Origin of the sequence: Polynucleobacter sp. AM-7D1, from assembly GCF_018688455.1 — a bacterium.
GTDB lineage: Bacteria > Pseudomonadota > Gammaproteobacteria > Burkholderiales > Burkholderiaceae > Polynucleobacter.
Genome location: NZ_CP061319.1, coordinates 351,826 through 369,256, shown reverse-complemented (window position 1 = coordinate 369,256; position 17,431 = coordinate 351,826). Strand labels below are relative to the sequence as shown.

At 44.4% G+C, this 17,431-nt stretch carries 20 protein-coding genes; 7 read left to right on the top strand and 13 right to left on the bottom strand.

Annotated elements, in window-relative coordinates; genetic code table 11:
* Positions 1-49 precede the first annotated feature (49 nt).
* Positions 50-751: a haloacid dehalogenase type II gene (locus GQ359_RS01970; protein ID WP_251367905.1), complete on the top strand. Its 702-nt coding sequence runs from the start codon at positions 50-52 to the stop codon at positions 749-751.
* Positions 752-765: 14 nt separating this feature from the next.
* Here GQ359_RS01970 and GQ359_RS01965 read toward each other — a convergent pair whose 3' ends face one another.
* From GQ359_RS01965 to GQ359_RS01940, 6 genes are all read right to left on the bottom strand, one after another.
* Positions 766-1,164 (bottom strand): VOC family protein, encoded by a 399-nt coding sequence (locus GQ359_RS01965; RefSeq protein WP_215387276.1) that lies wholly within the window; start codon positions 1,162-1,164, stop codon positions 766-768.
* 74 nt (positions 1,165-1,238) lie between these two features.
* On the bottom strand, positions 1,239-1,562 hold the full coding sequence (locus GQ359_RS01960) for a P-II family nitrogen regulator (RefSeq protein ID WP_215302691.1): 324 nt from the start codon (positions 1,560-1,562) through the stop codon (positions 1,239-1,241).
* Entirely contained in the window at positions 1,559-4,654 is a 3,096-nt protein-coding gene (locus GQ359_RS01955; RefSeq protein WP_215387275.1) for an efflux RND transporter permease subunit, read from the bottom strand. Before GQ359_RS01955 ends, GQ359_RS01960 begins: the two co-directional genes overlap by 4 nt.
* A gap of 5 nt (positions 4,655-4,659) precedes the next feature.
* Positions 4,660-6,006, bottom strand: coding sequence for an efflux RND transporter periplasmic adaptor subunit (locus tag GQ359_RS01950; RefSeq protein WP_215387274.1), 1,347 nt, complete (start codon positions 6,004-6,006; stop codon positions 4,660-4,662).
* On the bottom strand, positions 6,003-7,268 hold the full coding sequence (locus tag GQ359_RS01945; RefSeq protein WP_215387273.1) for a TolC family protein: 1,266 nt from the start codon (positions 7,266-7,268) through the stop codon (positions 6,003-6,005). Before GQ359_RS01945 ends, GQ359_RS01950 begins: the two co-directional genes overlap by 4 nt.
* 862 nt (positions 7,269-8,130) lie before the next feature.
* On the bottom strand, positions 8,131-8,838 hold the full coding sequence (locus GQ359_RS01940; protein ID WP_215387272.1) for a TerC family protein: 708 nt from the start codon (positions 8,836-8,838) through the stop codon (positions 8,131-8,133).
* A gap of 125 nt (positions 8,839-8,963) precedes the next feature.
* Here GQ359_RS01940 and GQ359_RS01935 point away from each other — a divergent pair, with 125 nt between their 5' ends.
* Together GQ359_RS01935 and GQ359_RS01930 are read left to right on the top strand one after the other, a co-directional pair.
* Entirely contained in the window at positions 8,964-9,836 is an 873-nt protein-coding gene (locus GQ359_RS01935; protein ID WP_371822451.1) for a LysR family transcriptional regulator, read from the top strand.
* A gap of 3 nt (positions 9,837-9,839) precedes the next feature.
* A complete protein-coding gene (locus GQ359_RS01930) occupies positions 9,840-10,808 on the top strand; it encodes a sodium-dependent bicarbonate transport family permease (protein ID WP_215387271.1) in 969 nt (322 codons plus the stop codon).
* A gap of 5 nt (positions 10,809-10,813) precedes the next feature.
* Here the strand turns inward: GQ359_RS01930 and GQ359_RS01925 are convergent, their stop codons facing one another.
* The 4 genes from GQ359_RS01925 to GQ359_RS01910 form a co-directional block, all read right to left on the bottom strand.
* Positions 10,814-11,383, bottom strand: a complete 570-nt coding sequence (locus GQ359_RS01925) for a phasin family protein (protein WP_215387270.1) — start codon at positions 11,381-11,383, stop codon at positions 10,814-10,816.
* A gap of 138 nt (positions 11,384-11,521) precedes the next feature.
* The gene (locus GQ359_RS01920; protein ID WP_215387269.1) at positions 11,522-12,340 is read right to left on the bottom strand and encodes a peptidylprolyl isomerase; all 819 of its coding nucleotides are present in this window, start codon (positions 12,338-12,340) and stop codon (positions 11,522-11,524) included.
* Positions 12,341-12,389: 49 nt separating this feature from the next.
* Entirely contained in the window at positions 12,390-12,707 is a 318-nt protein-coding gene (locus GQ359_RS01915) for a hypothetical protein (RefSeq protein WP_215387268.1), read from the bottom strand.
* 19 nt (positions 12,708-12,726) lie between these two features.
* Positions 12,727-13,500, bottom strand: a complete 774-nt coding sequence (locus GQ359_RS01910; RefSeq protein ID WP_215387267.1) for a sulfite exporter TauE/SafE family protein — start codon at positions 13,498-13,500, stop codon at positions 12,727-12,729.
* Positions 13,501-13,609: 109 nt separating this feature from the next.
* Here GQ359_RS01910 and GQ359_RS01905 point away from each other — a divergent pair, with 109 nt between their 5' ends.
* Genes GQ359_RS01905 through GQ359_RS01895 form a run of 3 tightly spaced genes read left to right on the top strand, consistent with a single transcriptional unit; the run spans position 13,610 to position 14,971 of the window.
* A complete protein-coding gene (locus tag GQ359_RS01905; RefSeq protein ID WP_215387266.1) occupies positions 13,610-14,140 on the top strand; it encodes a GNAT family N-acetyltransferase in 531 nt (176 codons plus the stop codon).
* Between the two features lie 11 nt (positions 14,141-14,151).
* On the top strand, positions 14,152-14,697 hold the full coding sequence (locus tag GQ359_RS01900; protein ID WP_215387265.1) for an isochorismatase family protein: 546 nt from the start codon (positions 14,152-14,154) through the stop codon (positions 14,695-14,697).
* A 55-nt stretch (positions 14,698-14,752) separates the two neighbouring features.
* Complete coding sequence (locus GQ359_RS01895) at positions 14,753-14,971, top strand: hypothetical protein (protein WP_215387264.1); 219 nt, start codon at positions 14,753-14,755, stop codon at positions 14,969-14,971.
* Between the two features lie 6 nt (positions 14,972-14,977).
* Here GQ359_RS01895 and GQ359_RS01890 read toward each other — a convergent pair whose 3' ends face one another.
* Both GQ359_RS01890 and GQ359_RS01885 read right to left on the bottom strand, forming a co-directional pair.
* Entirely contained in the window at positions 14,978-15,280 is a 303-nt protein-coding gene (locus GQ359_RS01890; RefSeq protein ID WP_215387263.1) for a 4a-hydroxytetrahydrobiopterin dehydratase, read from the bottom strand.
* A complete protein-coding gene (locus tag GQ359_RS01885; RefSeq protein WP_215387262.1) occupies positions 15,273-16,007 on the bottom strand; it encodes a pseudouridine synthase in 735 nt (244 codons plus the stop codon). The genes GQ359_RS01890 and GQ359_RS01885 overlap by 8 nt, the downstream gene beginning before the upstream one ends.
* A gap of 101 nt (positions 16,008-16,108) precedes the next feature.
* On the opposite strand from GQ359_RS01885, the gene GQ359_RS01880 reads away from it, so the two are divergent.
* Positions 16,109-16,648, top strand: coding sequence for a DUF2889 domain-containing protein (locus tag GQ359_RS01880; RefSeq protein ID WP_215387261.1), 540 nt, complete (start codon positions 16,109-16,111; stop codon positions 16,646-16,648).
* A 6-nt stretch (positions 16,649-16,654) separates the two neighbouring features.
* Here the strand turns inward: GQ359_RS01880 and GQ359_RS01875 are convergent, their stop codons facing one another.
* Positions 16,655-17,425: an SDR family oxidoreductase gene (locus GQ359_RS01875; RefSeq protein ID WP_215387260.1), complete on the bottom strand. Its 771-nt coding sequence runs from the start codon at positions 17,423-17,425 to the stop codon at positions 16,655-16,657.
* Between the last annotated feature and the right edge of the window lie 6 nt (positions 17,426-17,431).

Below are 17,431 nucleotides of genomic sequence, written 5' to 3'. Positions count from 1 at the left end.
AGCAGAATAATCTCCAGCAATTTTTTTCAAGCTAATGAATAATCTACCCATGAATACAAAACCAAAAGTTCTTGCATTTGATGTGTTTGGCACAGTAGTTGACTGGCATGGATCCATCGCAGCCGAGGTCACTCGACTCGGGCTGCCAGTTGATCCCGATGCCTTTGCAACAGCTTGGCGGCAAGGTTATAGGCCAGCTATGGCTCGTGTTCGCTCCGGAGAACTTCCTTGGACCAAGATTGATGATCTGCACCGCATGATCCTAGATGATGTTCTCAAGACCTTCAAAATCAATTCCTTATCTGAAGCGCAATTACAAGACCTCAATCTCATCTGGCACCGCCTTACTCCTTGGTCAGAGGCTGTCGAAGGTCTACACAAACTGAAAAGCCAGTTCACAATCGTGACTCTTTCCAACGGAAACCTGGGCTTATTGGCCAACATGGCTAAAAACGCCGGGCTACCCTGGGACCTCATTCTTTCCGCCGAGGTATTCCGCCACTACAAGCCGGATCCAGAAACTTATCTAGGGGTGGCGGAGACCTTTAACATTCGACCGGAAGAGGTCATGCTGGTTGCAGCGCATAAAGATGATTTAGAAGCTGCCCATGCCTGTGGTCTACAAACGGCTTTTATTGAACGTCCAATGGAGTTTGGCAAAAATCATCTTCGAAATGATCTCCATGTGGAGCAATTTACTAACTATCACGCAAAAGACTTTCTAGATCTTGCGCGCCAGCTAGACGCATAAGATCTAGTTTGGCATTAAACGTATTCAGCAACCTCAACAAGGTTATTGTCTGGGTCACGCAAGTAGACAGAACGAATCGGTCCAAGAGCGCCACGTCTAGGTACTGGGCCAACATCAATGGCAACGCCATTACTCTGAAGATGAAAAATGAAGTCATCCAAAGGGATCGCTGAAATCAGGCAAAAATCACCAGAACCAATCGTATGAACTTTGGCTTTTGTAGGCGTTTCTGTGTCTTTATCTTGAAGATTAATTTTTAATTGCCCAAAGCGCAATGAATAACGGGGCTGACCTTCTGGTCCAGTAAAAAACTCTCGCTCAAACCCTAAAGCTTTTTCATACCACTGTGTAGTGCGCTCAATATCTGTAACAGTTAGGACAATATGATCAATGCGATCGATAATATTTTTCAAAGCAGTCTCCAAGATGATTGGCAATCATTAATAAAATTGCTCGATTCATCATACCGAAGAATTTACAGGTTTGCCTAGACTGAGGTCTTAGAGATAAAGAATGCCTTGGGTACTTCTGTACACCACACTACACCATCGCCCACCTGACCCGTTTGGCAAATAGTCACGATGCGGTCCATGAAAACTGGCGCAATTTCATCATTACAAACGATTTCAATTTTTACCTTGGCAGAATAATCGGTTAACTCTTCTTTAATATTAAATTTACTGGTACGGTTCGGGGCACTGCAACCTTCAACCTTCGATACAGTCATACCCGGAAATCCTGGAGTCTCCAGCAATGCTGTTCTGAGGGCCGCTAATTTATTAGGGCGAATAACCGCCTTCACTTCCATCATGCTTCCACCTCTTTATCTTCAAACCATCTATATAAGACGGGGAGTACTAATAATGTTAATGCAGTTGATGTAATCAGACCAGCGATGACTACTGCGGCTAGCGGTCTTGTAACCTCAGAGCCGGGGCCGCCTGAAAACAGCATTGGTACCAAAGCCAGCATCGCGACTGAAGCAGTCATCATGACCGGCCTAAAGCGATGGCCACATCCATGCAGCAAGGCATCCTCCATAGAGTAGCCATCTTCACGCAATTGCTTAATAAATGAGATCAACACCACGCCATTTAGAACGGCGATACCCCATAAATTAATAAATCCTACTGCCGCAGGCACAGATAAATACTCACCAGCTATAAATAGACCAACTACACCGCCGATTGACTCAAAAGGCAAGACCAAAATAATCAAAGCTGCTAATCGTATGGATTTAAATAGCATGAAAAGCAAGAAGAAGATTGCCAGAATGGTCAACGGAATAATGATCATCAAACGAGCCATAGCGCGTTCCATGTTTTCAAACTGGCCACCCCACTCCAGGGTGTAACCCTCTGGCAACTCCACCTGCTTAGCAATTAAGCTTTGAGCTTCCTTCACAAATCCACCTAGATCGCGACCATCGACGTTGACACCAACGACTAAACGACGTTTACCTGCCTCACGGGAAATTTGCGCTGGACCGTCCACTAAGGAAATTTCCGCTAAGTCACGCATGAGAACTTGAGCGCCATCAGGTGAATGCAAAATAATGTTTTCGATAGCATCGACCTTGTCCCGATAAGGAGCGGGATAGCGCAACATGAGTGGGAAACGTCTCTCACCTTCATAGACGATGCTAGCCTGCTTACCACCAATTGCTGTTTCAATCACCTCATTGACGTCCGACACATTGATCCCGTAACGAGCAATGGCATCTCGATCAATTTTGATATTGAGATAATTTTGTCCCGAGACTTGCTCTATTCGCAAGTCATTGCTGCCCTTCATCTTAGTTAAGATTTGGCTGATTTGCGCTCCTAGCTTTTGCAAGGTCAATAAATCATCCCCAAAAATCTTAATCGCTACTTGCGATCTCACACCTGAAACCATTTCATCGACACGTGCAGCAATCGGCTGTGAAATCGCCAATTCAATACCAGGCAGTGTTTTTAACTTATCACGAATTTGTTGAGCGATTTCTTCCTGAGTAAGGCTGCGCTCACCTAAAGGTTTTAAGGTGACGATTGGATCAGATTCATTAGGCTGACCTGGATCCGCTGGTGACTCCCCCCTCCCAAGACGAGAAACCACCATCTTGACATCAGGAATGGTCATGATTCTTTTGAGAGCTTCAAACTCCAACTTCACCGACTCATCCAAAGAGATATTTGGCGCACGCACAATCACTGGGGTAATCGAACCCTCTTGCATCACTGGAATAAATGCCTTACCCAAGAGCACAAAGCCAACCAAACTCGCTGCTAAAGCCATCAAGGATCTCTTAACAACTACCTTCGGATTGGCAAGACTCCAATGCAGCCAACGATCATATGGCGCACGAAGACGGGCAACCAGCTTCGTGTCATCCTCACTACCGCCCTTCAAAATATATGAACAGAGTGCTGGAGATAAGGTAAATGACAGGATCAAAGAAATCGCTAGTGCTATTGCAATCGTGATGGCCATAGGGGCAAACATCTTGCCCTCCATCCCCTCAAGAGAGAGTAGTGGCATAAATACCAAAATAATGATGCCCACACCGAATAGGACTGGGGTACCTACTTCAGAGGCTGCTTCCAAAATGATCCGGTTCTTCGATTCACCCGTCTTGAGTCGCTCACCTAACTTGGCAAAAGTATTTTCGACAACCACTACCGAACCATCCACCATGATGCCAATCGCAATTGCGAGACCACCTAACGACATCAAGTTAGCGGAGATGCCATAACGATTCATCACCAAGAATGTCAGTAGCGGCGTCAAAATTAATGTAGCCACCACAATTAAGGAAGAACGTACATCTCCCAAGAATAAGAAGAGCAAGATGATGACCAAGACCACACCTTCAATCAATACCTTGGCCACGTTAAACCTGGCTGCATTGACTAAGTCGGTGCGATCATAAAAAGGCACAATCTGTAAACCATCGGGCAATAGTTTGCCTTCGTTAATTTCAGCTACTTTTAACTTAATGCGATTTACTACCTCACGCGCATTACCACCACGGATCATCTGCATGATGCCTGCTACGCTTTCGGTGTAACCATTCTTAATCGCAGAACCTTGCCTCACTTCACTGCCAATCGTGACTTCAGCTACGTTCTTCACGTATACCGGAATACCTTTAACCTCTTTCAGAATAATTTTTCCAATATCTTCTGGCTTGGTAATTAATCCGATACCTCGAATCAGGTAACGCTCTGCATAGGTTGGCAGCTGTCCACCACCAGAATTGGCATTGTTTCTAGCAAGGGCTTCATATACTTCGCGCAAACTCACTTGGTAGTGACGCAAGCGCTCTGGATTAACTAGCACTTGATATTCGCGCGCATATCCACCTTGAGTATTAATTTCGGCTACCCCAGGGATTGAACGTAACATCGGACGCACAATCCAATCTTGAATAGTCCGGCGTTCTTCTAGCTCATCTACCGTGAGCTCTCGGTCACCATCAGAAGGATGATCTAGAGTGTATTGATAGATTTCACCTAAACCTGTTGAAGGAGGCGCTAAAACAGGCGTAATGCCAACAGGCATTCTGGACGCTACTTCAATCAAGCGCTCAGTAACTAACTGCCTTGCAAAGTAGAGCTCTGTCTTATCCGTAAATACCAAGGTAATCACGGAAATCCCATTACGATTGAGGGATCGCATCTCGGTAAGGCCCGGCAGGCCAGTCATCGCCAATTCAATAGGAACCGTGACGAAGCGCTCTACTTCTTCTGGAGAACGGCCCGGAGCTTCAGACGCAATCTGCACTTGCACATTGGTGACATCCGGAAATGCATCTACTGACAGGCGCTTAGTTGCTAGCAGGCCTGCCACCATTAATACTAGGGCAATAATGGCGACTAAGAGTCGTTGCTGCAGGGAGAGGCGGACAATTTTCTCAATCATGCAGCTTAACCACCACTCAACTGTCTTTTACGCTCAGCATTCAGATGGAAGGCGCCATTCACTGCAATATTTTGACCCTCCTTAAGACCTGAGATCACCGGACGATATCCTTTGCCTTCAGGTCCAAGCTTCACAGCTATCATGCGATAAAGATCATCATCTTCTTTAATGAATACATAGTCTTTGTTATCTTCACGAATGACTGCACTAGTAGGCACTAGCAGTTTTTCAGTCGGCTGACTCTCAATCATCATGGTTGCTAACATTCCAGGCTTAATCAAACCATCTTTGTTAGGCACTTCCATTCGCACAACAACTGTACGTGTTTGCGGGTTAACAATAGAGTCCACGTGAGCAACCACACCCTCAATCTCTGCATTACGCAAAGCAGGAATGATTAAGTTGACCTTCTGACCTTTGTGAATCAAATAGGAATTACTTTCAGGAATCTCAGAGACTGCCCATAGGGTATTCAAATCAGCCACCGTAAATAAAGCATCAGCAGGCTGCACCACTTGCCCTTTATTGATCTTTCTCTCCACAATTTCACCCGGAATACTAGCGATCACATTGTTTGTTGACTCAATCACACCGGACTTTGCTAAGCGATCAATACTAGGCTGATCCATACCTTGAACACGCAGTTGGTCATTTGCCGCACGATATTCCGCTTTGGCACTACTAGCCTCAGCCTCCCGCTTTTGCAACTCAGCCAAAGCGATCACATCCTCTTTATACAAAATCCTAGCTCGGTTTGCAGCCTGGTCAGCCAACTGACTTGCGCTCTTGGCCTTCAGGAAAGATAGTTGGGATTGCGTTAATTCAGTAGAGGTAATTTTGGCCAAAATATCACCCTGCTTCACCTTTTGACCTGGAATAGCAAGAATCTCTGACACGCGACCTGTTACGTTTGCACCGATACGAGATAAAAACATCTCATTAAAATCTACTCGACCAGAAGCGCGTAACTCTTCAACAAAGGAGCCGGTGTAAGTCTCACCCTCAGTAATCATGTTGCGCAGGTCATCATTCACGATCACCACATTGGGGTCTTGCACAGACTTAATAGTCGGACTGCGATCAAAGACGTTGAAGTAATTCAGGATGATCAGAAATAGGCAAAACCAAGGAAGATAAAAAAGCCCTTTTTGCGTCCAAGGGGGCGCTTTATCGTATTGCTGAGCCACACGAGGCAAGTGAGTACTAAACCACGCATGGGTCAGCACATACAAATCATTTTGAGCTTTAATGACAATAGCAAGCCATTCCTGCGCATAGACTTTTGCAATTGCCATATAGCGGGAGTAAAACTCCTTTAACTTAGCCGTGATTTCCGTGAACTCTTGCTTCATTGCATTCCACTCTCAATTTTTGCAATCCACTCCGGGGTTGCTCTTAAACGCTGAATCTCGGTAACGACTGAGGCCAAATCAAAGCGAGCCTTGATCAAATCATTACGAGCCACTCTAAATGTTCTTTGTGCATCTAAATACTCCAGCATGCCGCGCTCACCGTAACGGTAAGAAACTTCTGCAATCCGACGCGCACTGGATGCTAGCTGCACGACATCTTGATCCAGAATTTTTACCTGATAACTAGTCATCTGATAAAGCTTGTATGCCGTCTCCAACTGCTGTTCTAAGCTCTGGCTTTGGGCATTCAGTTGATTCTTAGCCTTAGATGCATTGGCTTCTGCCTCCGCAATTTGGCCACCCTTGAAATCCCAAATAGGAATGCTCACCACCAAGCCATACAGACGGTCAGTGAAGTTAGGGTCGTTATATTGCTGCGCCTTGATGGATAGCTTAGGTAGGCGAGAGTTCTGCTCAAAGCTTAGCTTGGATTCAGTCGCCTCAACCTCTGCTTTTGCCCGCTGCAACTCGGGACTCTGCGCATGCAACTCACTCAGCAAAATTGGTAAGGTGGGTAAAGGCTCCATCTTGAGGGATTGAGAAACAACCTCATAATCTACCGGCAAGTTATGCCCAACTACCTGCCTCAGTTGACCCTTAGCCTGCTCAACTCTGAGCTTACTAGATTCAGTATTAATTTGTGCATTTAGAAATTCTGTTTGTGCACGAATTAATTCAAATCGAGCAGTCTCACCAACGTCATAACGAATTTGCATACGATCGCGAATTTGTTTAGTCAATCCCAAATCTTCTTCAGCCGCTTTTAACTCAGCATCACGACGCATCAACTCATAAAAACGCTGTTGCACTCGGGAGATCATTTCAATTTCAAAGGCAATACGAGTTGCTTCGGCCGCTCGTAAGTTAGCCTCAGCTGCATTCACACGAGGATATCGGGTGTAGGGCATATCCAGCGGCTGGGTAACTGACCAGGAAGACACATTGCCGGTAGTCAAGGGTCCGGATACCGATCTTTGTTGTCCGGTATTAAGCTCAAAATCGGGATTTGGAATTGCACGAGCAGAAGAGAGTTGCCCCTTGATCGCTTTAGATTGATCCCGAGCCGCCAATACTTGAGGGCTCGACTCTAAGGCAATACCAATCAACTCATTTAGCGTCAGAGGCTTTTGAGTTTGTGCACTGACCCCGCCTACAAACAAAATGCAAGCAGCTACTGTCAACAAAGCTCTTAAAACATTCATTAACGCAATTTTAGAGAAAAAGTAAGATCTTTGATTATCCGGTGCCATAAAAGCTAAAAGACGAGAAATTCCCCAAATCAGGGATTTGGGTGTTATTTTTGGTGGGTAAATCCAAGATTGGGGTTGTAAGTTCAAAATATAACCATTTATAAAAAATTAAATGGTCTTGCCTTGAAGTTAATTCACCCATATACCGGGCCGAAAGGCCGAATTGACGATATATAGGACTCAGATGACTGAGCAGGCTACTCCCCACATGTACAACTCTAATTAGATCACACCTAGGATAAATCGATCTAATTAGATCTAACTAGCTCATATATAGACAGTTTTAGAGAATCGTCCATATTGCTGACTTTTATGAAGCGCCTTCTGAATCAGCTTATATGTCCTCTTAAGACACATCTCAAGTGCCGTCCGCCTATCTCTTGCAGTCATACTCACCTCAATTTGCCGGTGATCGAATGTCTCCAGGCTAATCAGGCAGTTTTGATTGCAAGAAGCCTTGCCAGGCGAAACAGCAGAATATCGAATCTTAATCTTCCGCACCATCCAAACAAGTCGTTTAAGGGAAAACTTAACCCTATTCTCTGTAAAGACTTTAAATTCTGGCTCTACCTCTTCTTTATTTTCCAAAATCAGATTCATTAATGTTTCCTCTGTTAAAAACAAGTTCAGAATAGATCAGATTTAATTCCTTATAAATATGAATTAAATTGACTTTATTTCAGTATTTAACTGAATATTAATCATCAATAAAAATGCCCTCAACTTGAGGGCAAAAAGAGGACTGAGTTACTAGCTTATTCAACTTGGGGGACAACACCTCAGCTTATTCATCTTGCCCCTTGCCGAAATTTAGCTAATTGTGGCTGGTCATAGGCGGGGAAAGCCTACTATCCAGTGCTCGTCTACTAGCTATGTAGCCACTAATTAAGACGCCAAATACAACAACTACTTGAATAACGTACTCCATGGCTGGGTTCTGGGATGAAAGCCAATTTTTCGACATCGGCTCAGAAATGATCATCTTGGCAGCAGTCCAAGCCAGCACTCCAGCACCCAAGTAAATGACTGAAGGGAAGCGCTCAACTAATTTGAGTATTTGTGTGGAACCCCAGATCACGATGGGGATGCTAATTAACAACCCAAGCACAACGAGTACATAACTGCCGTGTGATGCACCTGCTACTGCGAGAACATTATCTAGCCCCATAATGGCATCTGCAATCACAATAGTTTTCATTGCACCCCAGAAGGTAGTAGAGGCATGGCCATGCTCATCTTTATCTTGAGACGGGCACAGTAAACGATAAGCAATCCAAACTAATAGCAGCCCACCTATTAGCATCAATCCTGGAATCTTCAGTAGATACACAACCACAAGAGTCATGGCGCTTCTGACAGCAATAGCACCGATAGCACCCCACAAGATCGCTTTTTTCTGAAGGTGAACTGGGAGGTTACGTGCAGCCATTGCAATCACAATAGCGTTATCTCCCGCAAGCACCAAGTCAATCACAATAATTGCCAACAATGCCGAGAAAAATTCCGGACTAAATAATTCCACTTTTGTCTCCTAATTTAATTTCCCATGAATTCCATAGGTTTTTCTAGGGTTAATGTAGGTGGATTTGTACTTAACTAAAAGCAGAGATATATTGATTATAATTTCGTAAAAAACTGATAATAAGTATGATTTATAGCTACCGTCATTTGTATTACTTCTGGGTTGTGGCCAAGGAGGGGAGCATGTCTAAGGCTGCTGAGCGCCTCAATATTGCCATTCAGACAATCAGCGCCCAAGTACACGAATTAGAAAAATCTCTTGGCTACCTATTATTTAAACCAGCAGGCCGAGGGATAGCACTAACCGAGTCTGGCTTTGCGGCACTAGAAATTGCCGATCAAATTTTTCTTTTGGGAGAGAGGCTTCCAGAAGCAGTAAGAGAAGCAGCAAGCTCTAAAAAAATAAAAATAACAGTTGGTGTATCCGATGGCCTTCCGAAGCTGGTGACCAAACAACTGCTGGAACCTATCCTTGAAAAAAATGATGTGCAACTGATTGCGCATGAAGGAGAATTTGAAGACCTCTTGGCTGACCTTGCCCTACATAGGTTAGACATTGTGCTTGCCGATAGACCCGCACCGATCAATAAAAATCTGCATGTCTACAGCGAAGAGCTCATGAAGTCATCGATTGCCTGGTTTGGCCCCAAGAAGCTTCTCAAGCAATCCAAAAAATCTTTTCCTGCGTGCCTTAATGATCTGCCCATCCTATTACCAACCTCGCACTCAAAGGTAAGACACCTCATCGATCAATGGTTCGTACAAAATAGCATTAACCCAAACATTGCCGGGGAGTTTGAGGATAGCGCCCTACTAAAAACCTTTGCTGCTAGTGGCTTAGGAGTCTTCCCAGCCGGAGAAAGCATCAAAAAGGATTTAAAAGAAACCTACCATATTGAAATGATTGGCAAGTGTGAAGATATCTACGAGTATTTTTACGCCATTCGATCAGAAAAGAAAATTCAGCACCCACTAGTAGAGGCAATTATTAAGCGTTAGTCTATGGCAAATTTTTTAGATCCAGCAATTCTATTTTTTATATTTGGCGCATTTGCTGGGTTCATTAAATCAAACCTAGAAATTCCTCAGCCGATTGCTCGATTTCTATCGCTCTACTTATTAATGGCGCTAGGTCTCAAGGGAGGCTTCGCTCTACATAAGTCTGGGTTTACAGCAGAGATTGCACTTTCTCTTGGTCTTGCCATATTCCTAGCCATCCTAATTCCCATCATCGGTTATCAGATTCTGAGAGCCAAATTAAATGCATTTGATGCTGCAGCAGTTGCCGCTACCTATGGATCCGTCAGCGCCGTCACATTTATTACGGCCACCCAATATTTGGATCAATTTGATATTAGTTATGGCGGTCATATGGCGGCAGCCATGGCACTTATGGAGTCCCCAGCAGTCATCTTTGCAATTGTTTTGGCAAATAAGGCGCGATCTGCTCAGGCAAGCCAGCCCCAATCTAGCCAGCAACAATCTGGCCTCTCAAAAATACTGCATGAATCCTTTACTGATGGCGCACAACTTCTACTATTAGGGTCGATGGCAGTTGGCTTGGTAAGTGGCGATGCCGGTCAGAAGCTAATGGCACCATTCTCGATTGATTTATTCAAGGGAATGCTCGCCTTTTTCCTCCTAGATATGGGGCTCATGGCAGCTCGTAATATTAAAGGCTTACGTGGCAAACCCCCCATCACTCTGCTCTATGCGATTGGCTCACCGCTTTCGCACGCACTGATCGCATTAGGACTTTGCAAGCTCATTGGACTACCTTTAGGAAATACCATCCTGCTGATGGTTCTTGCATCCAGCGCCTCTTACATTGCCGTGCCCGCAGTTTTGCGGCATGCATTACCTGAAGTGAATCCAGGCCTTTACATGGGAATGTCACTAGGAATCACATTCCCATTCAATATTATTCTAGGCATCCCTCTGTATGCCATGATTGCCAAACTAGTCATGTAAATTGTTTAACTTGATTTCTTTTTCGGATTTTGTTTTGCAGCATTATTCTGCGCAGCTGAAAACTGACTCATATTTTCCACACTCTTCTCAAAACCCACAAATGAATCCGCCATTGCTGCGCGGATCAACTCAAAATTCTGAAGTGCGTTATTAAATGAGGTTTTAAATACAGAAGTGTATGGCTCAGTTCCTGCCGGAGCATTTTGAGTAGCTTCATTCACAAAATGAATTAAGTCATGCTGAGAGTCTTTAATCATTGATTCGGCAATTTTTGCTAGCTCTTTATTTCCACTAGCGAGAGCTTGAAAAAGTTGGGCCTGATAGTCGGCCACTTCTTTTGCAGCGTCTTGCAAGACTTCGGCGTGGACATAGTCGAATGCCGCTTTAGGGTCTTGTGTTTTCATCAGCTCGGCAACTTTAGCTTGCAATCGAGTAGAAAGCTCTTGAGCCGCCCTCTGATTTAACTGAGCAATTTCCTGAGCGCTAGTTAGCGCTGCCTGGCCAACCGCTTGGGCAGCCTTCATGCCTTTGGCCTGATTTGCCATCGCGCCTAAATCAAATGGATTCTTGCTCATTTATGACCCCTTATTTAATCGGTGATGATTTAATCTACTCCCGAATGACTGGTATGGAGATAGAGAAATACCACTAGAGAGACGGTAGAAATACAAAAGAGCGCCCTGAGGCGCCCTTTTTAATGGCTTAGCTTTAATTTAGCGTACGACAATATTTGCTCCCTGACGCAGTTGGGACAAGAACTCAAATTGCTTCTTCTGCATTAAGCCATTGCGAATAGCTGCTTTAGCTTGCTCAAAAGTTGGCGGCTTACTGGACTTTTTATCTTCTAATTTAATTAAATACCAGCCTTGTGGCATCTGAATTGGCGCAGGTGAAACCTGACCTTTAGTGAGTGTTACGAGAACACTAGCAATTTGTGGCAAGGTCTGACCGGCTTGTACCCAGCCTACAGCCCCGCCTTGAACTTTATTAGGTGCGAGTGAAACACTCTTAGCTACTTTATCGAAAGACTCGCCTTTTTTAATTCTAGCTAGGGCAGCTTGTGCATCAGCTTCAGTAGCAACAGCAATATCACTGACCTTATATTCAATAATCATTCCTTGAGGGCCTAATGAAGCTATCTCACGGTTGTACTCTGCCTGCACATCGGCATCAGTCACTGGATTTTTAGAAATATAAGTAGATAACTCTAAGTCGGCTAAGTAATTTTGACGAATGAGGGCCAGTTGACTATTAGCTCTGTCAGAATTAGCAAGACCATCTTTCTCAGCCTGCTGGGAAAGAAGAGAAATCTCAATCATCTTTCCCAAAACTGCCTTGCGAAGTTCTGGAGAATCCTTTTGACCTTGAGATAAGGCAGCCTGGATCCCTTGCTCAACAGCATCGTTAGAGATGATCACCCCATTAACGGAGGCAGCAGCATTAATCGGTAATGCGTTTTGAGAATATGCGGCCGAGGCAAAACCTAATGCCATTACAGCACTGATAAACAAACGGATGGGATGCAGTTTCATAAAGAACTCTTTTCTAAAATATAAAGGTAATCTTAACAGCCAGGCTTTACTAAAAAGTAAAGGTAGTCGGGATTGGCTCAAACGGAGCGGCTGACTCGGCCCCCTGTGCTTCTGCCTGCTCTTCGCCATCTGGATTTTTGATATAGCGAGAATCAAATGGCACGCTCGGCTTCTGACTTACCGGTGGCTTCTCTAGATACACCGGGCCCGCAGGAGTCTCCATCGGTGCTATGGCTTGATTATTAAACTCTTGTATTTGCGCAGGGGTATAAGGTGAAAAAGTTTGTGCGATTGCAGTCATTGGGATCGCAAAAATGAAAGCAAGCCCAATCGGCAGAATCACTTTGACTTGTATAGGATTATTCATAAACCTTTCTTGTTTTGACTTATGCAAGTAAGCCATCAGCGATTAATTTAATGCTTGCCACCAATAGGAAAAATTGGACGACGATGTAGTACCACTTAGCCGAAATCTTTTCGGCTAAATAAAATCCTAAATAGACACCTACTGGAACCAAAGGCAACAGTAGGATTGAAGTGGCTAATTGATTGAAATTGAGTAAATCGAGATGAGCATACGGTAGTAACTTACCAAAATTAATCACCGTGAAAAAAATGCCCAAGGTTGAGGTGTACACCATAGGTGCGACTTTTTCTCTCAGCATATAGATTGTGATGGGAGGGCCACCGATGTGGGCAATAAATGAAGTGAATCCGGAAACTCCCCCCATCAATCTTCCAAGCAAAGGAAATGGTTTAGCTTCCTGCAAATTCAAGCGTGACATCACTAAACTCTGAATTAAAAAAAGTAAAGTAAAGATACCAATCGAGAGCGAAAGAATTTTGGGGGTAATGACAGAGAAAAAGAGGTAGCCCAACAGCATGCCAAATGCAGCAGGTAGAAGAACTAACTTTAAGATTCGCCAATCGGCATTTTTCAAAAATCTCCTCAAGCCTACCAAATCAATCGCAATTAACAGGGGCAATAAGATAGCCAAGGCTTCATGGATGCTCGACTGACTTGCCATTAACGGCAATGACAACACTCCCAAGCCCGCACCAAAGCCACTTTTAGAGATGCCCACAATGATGACGCTGATAGCAGCCAATACAAAAAAGGCTGCAGAGTGGTCATTAAAGGCCTGAGCCAAGGAAATCATGAGGGAATTGCCATGTGAGATAGGGGGAGTCTTATTTTAGGGCTAAAAGACTGTAGTTTCTTGCATAAAAAGGTATCCTGAAGAATCGAGTCTCGACTACCTCCAGTTTATGAAGACAGCAACCTCATTTCCCAGCAAGACTTATACCCTTGATAGTGGCGAACACTATCTAATTCGCCCCATCCATTCAGATGACCGAGATCGAATTATTGAGCTATTCAGCCATCTCTCACCAGAAAGTCGTTACTTAAGATTTGCCCATGCAATCTCCAAGCTTCCAGACGCCTTTCTGGATGATATTTTGCAATTAGACTACGCAAAAGAAATGGCTCTAGTCGCAGTCATTACAAATAAAAAAGGTGATGCAGAGATTATTGGTATTTCACGTTATGTTACCCCACCCAATAACAATGTTTGCGAGTTCTCTCTGAGCGTAAGTGATATCTATGCGGCACATGGAATAGGTACGCATTTGATGCTTGACCTAATCACATATGCAAAAGAAAATCAATTACAAGAAATGCTTGGATATGTCTTGAGTAAGAACTTAAAAATGTTGCACCTGGTTTCTGAGTTAGGTTTTGAAGTTACCAAGCTTGATGATGATCCCGACTTTAAAACTGTCAGCCTTCTACTGTGAGCCCAATAATCATGAGAACATCCAATCAAATTCATTCAGAGTCATCCATCCTCATCCTGATTGATTTACAGGGTCGTCTCATGCCCGCAATTGATCAAGGTGAGTCGGTGCTAGATCAATGTATTCGTAGCGCCAAAATTGCCCAACTTCTCGGGATTCCAATCATTGGCACAGAGCAAAGCCCAAAGAGCCTTGGAAGCAATATTGAATCCATTAAATCTTTTTGTAGCCAAACCATTAGCAAAGGGCATTTCAATGCCTGCGCAGATGGCCTCACAGCAGCCATTCCCACCAATCGCCAGCAATGCATTCTGATGGGATGCGAGGCCCATGTGTGCTTAATGCAAACCGCACTGAAATTAATCGATGAGGGTTATGACGTATCCATAGTAGTGGATGGGGTTGGCTCACGCCGAGCACTCGATAAACAAATCGCTCTTGATCGACTGAGTACTGCTGGAGCCAGACTGATTACTGGAGAAATGCTGGGATTTGAGTGGCTAAAGAGCGCTCAAAATCCAGCCTTCAAAGAAGCTCTTGCTCTACTGAAAGAATAGCGCTGGGCTAGCGAGACTTTATTTGCTATTCTTCAGCATCACTTAAAGGATTCTTATGACGAACGACACTCAAACCCAAAACGATGAAGATTTTGACTATGGGTGCGAATGCGCCATGACACTCTTAAATGAGCCAACTGAAGATTGTCTAAACGACCTGATTGATGAGCTCGATGAAGATGGCATGATCGCCACTGAGGTTGTTTATGGTCTATTGGCAACCATTCTCATGAGCATTAGCTCTGAAGATGAAGAAGACGAGGAAGTTCAGTAAATAGAACTAAGCCTGGACTTGTAAAGCATATCGATCCATGGCGCTTGCCATGGCGATATCGAGTTCAGTCAAGGCTTTCATTGAATGTGTGCTTAAGCGCACTGATACTCGGTTCCAAGAGTTAGACCAATCTGGATGATGATCTAACTCCTCCGCCTTATTAGCACTTAGAGTCATAAACTCAAATGCCGCCTTGAAATCCCGAAATACAAATACTCGCTCTAGCTCTTGAGTAGCTAAATTAAGCTGCCAATCGGGCACTACTTTTGCAAAGTCAAAATCCTTTGCAAGGAGTTTAGGTTTAGACAATGGGGGCATCCACACTCTTAGATAGCTTCTGTAAATCTTCTGGATAAAGCCAACGCCACTCACCTTCATTCAAATCGGCAGGCATACGGTATTGTCCGATTTCAGTACGATGCAGCTTAGCAACATGATTACCTACAGCAGCCATCATTCGTTTGACCTGATGGTAGCGGCCCTCAACTATAGTCATAGCCAAAACATTTTCACTAAGCTGTTTGCAATCCGTCGCAAAACAGGGTTTTGGGTCATCATCCAGCACAACGCCACTTAACAAGTGATCCATCTGCTTTTGAGTAATAGGCTCAGGGGTAGTAATCTCATAGACCTTGCCAATATTTTTCTTTGGCGTAGTCATCTTATGAATAAACTGGCCATCATCCGAAATCAAAATAAGGCCAGTAGTATCAAAGTCTAAGCGGCCGACACACTGTAATCCTCGCTCTACAAATGGCTTTGGTAACAAACTGTAGACGCTGGGGTGATGTGTAGTTTTATGAGAGCACTCATAGTTTGGGGGCTTATTAAAGGCGATGTAGGCTTTTTCATGAAACTCCCAATCTTTGCCTTCCACGTTCAGCATCAAACCCTCAGTCGCAATACGATCCTCTGGATCTTCCGCCAAAACACCATTAACTTTCACTAGGTCGGCATAGACTAAATCGCTGCAATAGCGCCTTGTGCCAAATCCTTGGCTAAATAATATTTTTTCGAGAGAAATTGGTTTTGCCATGTCATGCCGAGAATACTACAAAGTAGGCTGACTTCGCGACCATGATATGTAGCCGTTATGATGGATGCATAACGTCTCCTAGCCTCTTACTTATTGCCGCCATGCTATCAACCCCAGCAAACAGAAATCCACTCCATACCCGTGAAATTACTTTCCAAGGCTATGCCCGAGAGGATGGCTTGTGGGACATAGAGGCCCATCTACGAGACTTTAAATTTCATCCCTTCACTACTGGCGGGAAAACCTGGGAGCCAGGCCAAGCATTTCATGACATGTGGGTTCGCATTACTGTGAACACGGAATTAGTAATCCTAGCAATCGAGGTGTCCATGGATAGCCATCCCCATCCAGAATGTCCTCAAGTAATCCCTCCAATGGATGCGCTGATTGGTGCGCGTCTTGGCAAAGGTTGGCGCAAAACTATTAATGAACATCTTGGAGGAATTAAGGGCTGCACACACCTACGAGAGCTACTCAGCAGTATCGCTACTGCTGCCTTTCAATCGATTCCTGGAGCCCTCTTTGATCCGGATGACAACAAGCCGCCACTATATTTGGGAACTTGTAAGTCTTGGGACTTTGACGGACCAGTAGTAATGCGCGTCTATCCCAAGTTTTACAAATGGAAAGCTACAGTCTAGATTGCTTTAAAACTCATCGCGGTGAACACTGAAAGCATTAAAAGCCTGCTGTACTGGCATGATCTCTACCAAATTAATATTCATATGGCTTGGTAAGTTAGTAGACCAGTAAATTGCCTCTGCCACATCATCCGCACTCAATGCCTTAACACCGCTGTAGACCTTGCCCGCTTTATCATCATCACCCTTAAAGCGCACATTTGAAAACTCTGTGCCTGAACTCATCCCAGGCTCAACACAGGTAACACGGACTGGCGTACCCACTAAGTCCGCCCTCAGGTTCAAACTAAATTGCTGCACAAATGCTTTAGTTCCACCATATACATTGCCGCCCGGGTAGGGATAGCTTGCAGCTACCGAGCCTAGATTGATGATGTGGCCACATTTACGCTCCACCATTCCAGGCAAGAAAGCACGCGTCATATGCACCAGCCCCTTAATATTGGTATCAATCATTCGATCCCAGTCTGAGAGAAAGGCTTGATGCGCTGGCTCCAAACCTAAAGCCAATCCAGCGTTATTCACCAATACTGTTACCGCAGCAAAGTCTGCCGGCAATGTTGCGGCTAGACCATCAACCTGTTCGCTGTCACAAACATCCACAGCCAAGGTGAGTAATTTTTTTTGCTGCTCTATAGGAAGGGATGCTTTCAAAGCTTCCAAGCGATCTACCCTTCTGCCTGCAGCAATTACTTTATGACCATGAGCCAGAAAACGCCTCGCAGCTGCCTCTCCAAAACCAGCAGTAGCGCCAGTTACCAAAACGGTATGTTCCATAATTTC